This window comes from Carnobacterium sp., from assembly GCF_032094055.1.
Classification (GTDB): Bacteria; Bacillota; Bacilli; order Lactobacillales; family Carnobacteriaceae; genus Carnobacterium_A.
Window position 1 is genome coordinate 12,551 of record NZ_DAMDAK010000008.1, and the last position, 5,334, is coordinate 17,884.

General features: G+C 40.0%; 4 protein-coding genes and 1 pseudogene. 1 reads left to right on the forward strand and 4 read right to left on the reverse strand.

All coding sequences use genetic code 11. The features are described from left to right. Nucleotides 1–82: 82 nt before the first annotated feature. Nucleotides 83–496: a 30S ribosomal protein S12 gene (gene rpsL, locus RT405_RS02325; protein WP_035031084.1), complete on the reverse strand. Its 414-nt coding sequence runs from the start codon at nucleotides 494–496 to the stop codon at nucleotides 83–85. A gap of 780 nt (nucleotides 497–1,276) precedes the next feature. On the opposite strand from rpsL, the gene RT405_RS02330 reads away from it, so the two are divergent. Then, the gene (locus tag RT405_RS02330) at nucleotides 1,277–2,038 is read left to right on the forward strand and encodes a prepilin peptidase (protein WP_313467223.1); all 762 of its coding nucleotides are present in this window, start codon (nucleotides 1,277–1,279) and stop codon (nucleotides 2,036–2,038) included. 63 nt (nucleotides 2,039–2,101) lie between these two features. Here the strand turns inward: RT405_RS02330 and RT405_RS02335 are convergent, their stop codons facing one another. The 3 genes and pseudogenes from RT405_RS02335 to RT405_RS02345 form a co-directional block, all read right to left on the reverse strand. Next, nucleotides 2,102–3,022, reverse strand: a complete 921-nt coding sequence (locus tag RT405_RS02335; RefSeq protein WP_313467225.1) for an NADP-dependent oxidoreductase — start codon at nucleotides 3,020–3,022, stop codon at nucleotides 2,102–2,104. Nucleotides 3,023–3,055: 33 nt separating this feature from the next. Then, nucleotides 3,056–4,492, reverse strand: a complete 1,437-nt coding sequence (locus RT405_RS02340) for an NAD-dependent succinate-semialdehyde dehydrogenase (protein ID WP_313467273.1) — start codon at nucleotides 4,490–4,492, stop codon at nucleotides 3,056–3,058. A 186-nt stretch (nucleotides 4,493–4,678) separates the two neighbouring features. Then, a pseudogene (locus RT405_RS02345) lies at nucleotides 4,679–5,334 on the reverse strand (DNA-directed RNA polymerase subunit beta'); the annotation flags it as partial.

A 5,334-nucleotide genomic window follows, 5' to 3' on the forward strand; every position in this document is an offset into this window, starting at 1 on the left:
GACCTTTACGAGGCATCCAAATTCCTCCTTTCAATCATAATTTATGAGTATTTTATTTTATGTTCAGTTTTTAATGTAACGTTTAGTTTTTAGGTTTTTTAGCACCATATTTAGAACGGCTTTGTTTACGATCTGTAACACCAGCAGTATCTAAAGCACCACGAACGATGTGGTAACGTACCCCTGGTAAATCTTTAACACGTCCTCCACGGATAAGTACAACACTATGTTCTTGCAAGTTGTGTCCTTCTCCTGGGATATATGCTGTTACTTCAATTAAGTTAGACAAACGAACACGTGCATATTTACGTAACGCTGAGTTAGGTTTTTTAGGAGTCATTGTTCCCACACGAGTACAAACACCACGCTTTTGAGGTGAGTTTGCTGTTGTTTGTTTTTTTCTTTTACTGTTATATCCTCTGTTTAAAGCAGGAGATTCTGATTTTCCAGCTTTAGATTTACGAGGGCTACGAACTAATTGATTAATTGTAGGCATTGGTAATTTCCTCCTTCCCTGTGTTTATCTTTTTAGTCCACACATCCAGGCGGTTCTTTTTACAGCAAAAAATAGTGCTGAAAATCGCAACCAGCTTTGCTTGTGGAAATATTGGCCCTTGTACCAGTCAGAACGACCGATAGACAGGAATCTGTATACAAAAGCACCTTGTGAATCATACCATGTCTTTTTTTTTTTGTCAATAAAAGGCAACAACTTTTTTTATTTTTAAAAAAATAATTTTACATAACTGTTCAGTTTCGACATTACGCTTATTTTTCTATAGAAATATGACGTCTTTGCGCATCATCCTTTATAAAAATTCTAATACATCTTTATTTCCATCAACTTCTATTTCTGTATCTCTTTACTAGTGTTGTATTAAAAGAAATAGTCTTGAAAAGGGTATTTTCGCAGAGGCCGAAAAGATTCGATCAGATTAGTTGGTGCGGATTGAGGTTTGTCAGGATAAATCACATTAAGGACCTTAACTAGGAGGGAAAAACAAACTTAAGGTCCTTAAACATCTGTTGTGGACCTCAAAGATGTGTCAAATTAAACTTAAGGTCCATAAACCCTTTATAAGGTCCTTAACGTTGAATACTTTTCACTCTCATAGTCTATCAATCCATTTATTGAGAGAGAATCCATTTTGTGCTTTTCGGCGAAGCCAAAAAAGGTCTGAAAAACAGCTTTTTCAAAAAAATGTTTTGTTTAAAATCTGCGTACATTTCTTATAACTAACAAAAGCATACACAAGAAAGCTGGGTGGATCAAAAGATGTTCGAATTTGCATACTTTTTATTGATTGGATGGCTTGGTTGTTGTTTTGGTTCTTTTTTTATGGTTATTGGGTTAAGAGTTCCTTTGGGACAATCCATTATTCGGCCTGCTTCTCATTGCACACATTGCCAGCATTCGCTTGGTCCTATGGAATTGATTCCTGTTTTTTCTTTTCTGCTTCAAAAAGGACGATGTCGTTATTGCCGCACTCCATTTTCGTTCTATTATCTTTTAATCGAGATTGGGACTGGGCTGCTTTTTATTCTGATTGCGTTTGTTTTTACTGCACAGCCGCAAGAACTTTTTTTAATGTACGTGCTGACTGCTTTTAGTTTAGTTTTCAGTATAACCGATCTGCATTATCGATTATTACCAGATTCGCTTATGGCCTTTTTCTTCATATTGGTGATGATCGGCCGAATTTGGTATCATCCGCTCACGATTTCCTATTATCTATTCAGCGGGTTTTTCTATTTTAGTTTATTTTATATCTTATACTATCTTACAAATCAAGCCATTGGCGGAGGTGATGTGAAGCTGTTTGGTGTGCTTGGCTTATTGTTGGGTTTCAGACTTATGCTGTTTACCCTTTTTGCCGCTTCTTTATCGCTATTGCTACTTGCCGGTATTCTCTTGCTGTTAAAAAAAATCACACGGCAAACCTTGCTGCCGTTTGCACCTTTTATCTTTTTCGGTGTCTTCATTTCTATCCGGTATGGTGATGCTTTCTTAACACTAGCTGAGAAGCTGTTTAATTGATCCCATCAACCAGGGCAAAAGCATGCTTACTCCTTTTGCCCTGACAGTTTTTAACTTGGTTCGCTACCCCTCAGCTGTTACTTTCAGCAAAATGCGCCCTCGTCCATGTCCAGTCTCACTTTGTATCATAGCTTCTCGCACCTTTTCCAATGGATACGTCTTTTCAATTTCCGTCTTGATCGTTCCTTCAGCCATCAATTCTGCTAGTTGATCCAGTTCACTTAGTGTTGGACTCTCTTGATTATCTATTCCTTGGACCCCATGCTCGACCGCCGCTTGCGGATTGTGAATACCAACTAAACTGACTAACTTCCCACCCGGTTTGATAACATCCCAAGATCGGTCTTGCGTTTCGCCGCCAATCAAATCAATAACTAAATCCACATCCGCTACTTCTTCTTCAAAGTGTTGTTGGTTATAATCAATCGTTTGATCTGTACCTAATTTTTTTAAAAAGCTCTGGTTAGCAGCTGAAGCTGTTCCAAGGACTTCTGCTCCTTTCCATTTAGCCAGCTGAACGGCATAATGTCCGACCCCGCCAGCCGCAGCATGGATCAAGACACGTTGACCCGCTTGTAAATCTCCTTGCGTAAATAAAGCTTTCCAGGCTGTTTCCGCACCGGCAATAATCGTAGCCGCTTGTTCAAATGAAAGATACTTTGGCTTGTGGTTCAAAGTCGTTGCGGGAATAGTGGCTTTTTCTTTATAGGCTCCACGCTTTGTCCTGCCAAAAACGGCATCACCGACTTTAAAGCCTGTAACGTCCTTCCCAATTTGTTCAATTATTCCGGAAGCCGCAATTCCAGGAGTATAAGGAAATCGTTTCTTACCTGCTTTACCTTGCCGGATTTTCCAGTCGATCGGCAATACTCCTGCATATGCGACTTTAATCAAGACTTCATCATCTTTTGGTATGGGTGTCTCAATTTCTTCTATTTTCAATACTTCCGGTCCGCCAAATTCATTGACTCGTACAGCTTTCATCGCTAACCCTTCTTTCTTTTAGACCAAACACTTTTAATCAACAAAGTAAGTGGTGTGGACGAATTTAACTTCAAGAAATTCTTCAATCCCATAATGCCCATTCTCACGACCTAAACCAGAATGTTTTACGCCGCCAAAAGGTGTCTCTGATTGAGAAACTTGCGTATTATTGACTCCGACTAAGCCATATTCTAAAGCTGTGCTTACTTTTTCAGCACGTCGCAGATCTGTAGTGAAAACATACGAAGCTAAGCCAAAATTGGTATCGTTAGCCATTTGGATTACTTCGTCTTCTTTTTCAAACTCAATCAACGGAACGACCGGACCAAACGTTTCTTCATAGAAAATATCCATTTCATTCGTTACGCCATCGACGACAGTCGGCTGATAAAAGAATCCATTTTCATATTCTCCTTCTGTCAAACGACCACCACCGATGGAGATATCTGCGCCTTTATTTTTTGCGTCCGCTAATTGAGCATCGATCGTTTCACGAGCTTCTTCGTTGATCAGCGGGCCTACCGTCACTTCATCTAGTCCGTTTCCGACTTTTACTTGAGAAACAGCCTGATTTAAAGCAGCTGTAAATTCTTTTTTGATCGATTTTTCGACAAAAATACGGTTAGGCGATGTACAAGCTTGCCCATTGTTCCTGAATTTCATAGCTACTAATGCCTTGACCGTTTCTTCGATCGGTGCATCTGCAAAAACAATAAAAGGGGCATGACCGCCTAATTCTAATGAGATTTTTTTCAATGTTGCACCGCATTGTTCATACAATTGCTGTCCGACTTTAGTTGAACCGGTAAATGTTAATTTGCGAACGTCATTGCTACTTGTTAAAGCTTTACCGATATCGCTTGATGGTCCCATTACCAAATTAGCTACACCTGCCGGTAGACCAGCTTGTTCGAATAACTCAAATATCGCGATCGCAGATAGCGGTGTGCTGCTGGCTGGTTTCAAAATAATCGTGCACCCGGCTGAAATAGCAGGCGATATCTTCCGTATGATCATGTTGGATGGAAAATTCCACGGAGTGATGGCTCCGACAACGCCTATCGGCTGCTTTTTAACTTCAAATTTGTGGTTATTAGGAGCAGGTATCGTTTCACCATAGATTCGTCTAGCTTCCTCAGCATTCCAATGCATATTTTCGACGTTTGTTTCAATCTCGCCTTTTGCTTCTGCCAGTGGTTTGCCTTGTTCTAGCGTCATGATCAGTGCTAGTCGATCGGCATTTTCTTCCATTAAATCCGCAATTTTGTGCAGAACTTTTACTCTTTCTTTCAGTTCCATTCCTGACCATACCGGAAAAGCTGCTTTTGCTGCTGCAATAGCTTTTTCAGTATCAGCTGTATTGGCTTGTGCCACTTTGATTAATTCTTCACCAGTAGCAGGGTTGTTGACTGCTTTGCTTTCCAGCGAACCTGTTGTCCATTGCCCATTAATATATAACCCTGTTTGCATATCCGGTAATTTTTTTCGTGTACTCTCCACTCAAAACACTCCTTCAATTTTTTTGGTTTTTATATTTCTTTTATTAGCATAGCACACCTTTTTACTCACAGAAAATAATGTCACTTCCAATTAAGTAGCCAAATGAAAAAAGGCCGTTCAGCTGATTTTATCAACTGAACGACCTTTTAACTTATTTTATCTGTTTGGTTCCTTTTGGTCATTGATGCTGTAAACATTTTCGCTTACTACGCCAATTCCTTTAGGTTCCATTTTACGGTATTTCGCCATTCCGGTACCAGCTGGAATGATTTTCCCGATGATAACATTTTCTTTCAACCCTAATAATGGATCACGTTTTCCGCGAATAGCAGCATCCGTTAAGACACGTGTCGTTTCTTGGAATGAAGCAGCAGATAAGAAGCTGTTTGTTTCCAATGAAGCTTTCGTGATTCCTAATAAGACCGGACGAGCTGTCGCTGGAACGCCGCCAGCTAATAAAGTTTTGTTGTTTTCTTCTGTGAAGTCGTGGATATCGATTAGTGTACCTGGCAAGACATCTGTTTCACCTGGATCCATCACTCGTACTTTACGCAACATTTGACGAACCATTACTTCGATATGTTTGTCCCCGATTTCTACCCCTTGCATACGGTATACTTTTTGAACTTCACGTAACAGATAGTTTTCGACTGAAAGAACGTCGCTGACGCTTAATAATTGTTTAGGGTCAATTGATCCTTCAATTAAGCGTGTACCCCGTTCAATCTTATCGCCTTCAACTACTTTCATCCGCGAGATAAACGGAACTTGGTAGCTGCGTGTATCTGTTTCTCCTTTAACGGTCACTTCTT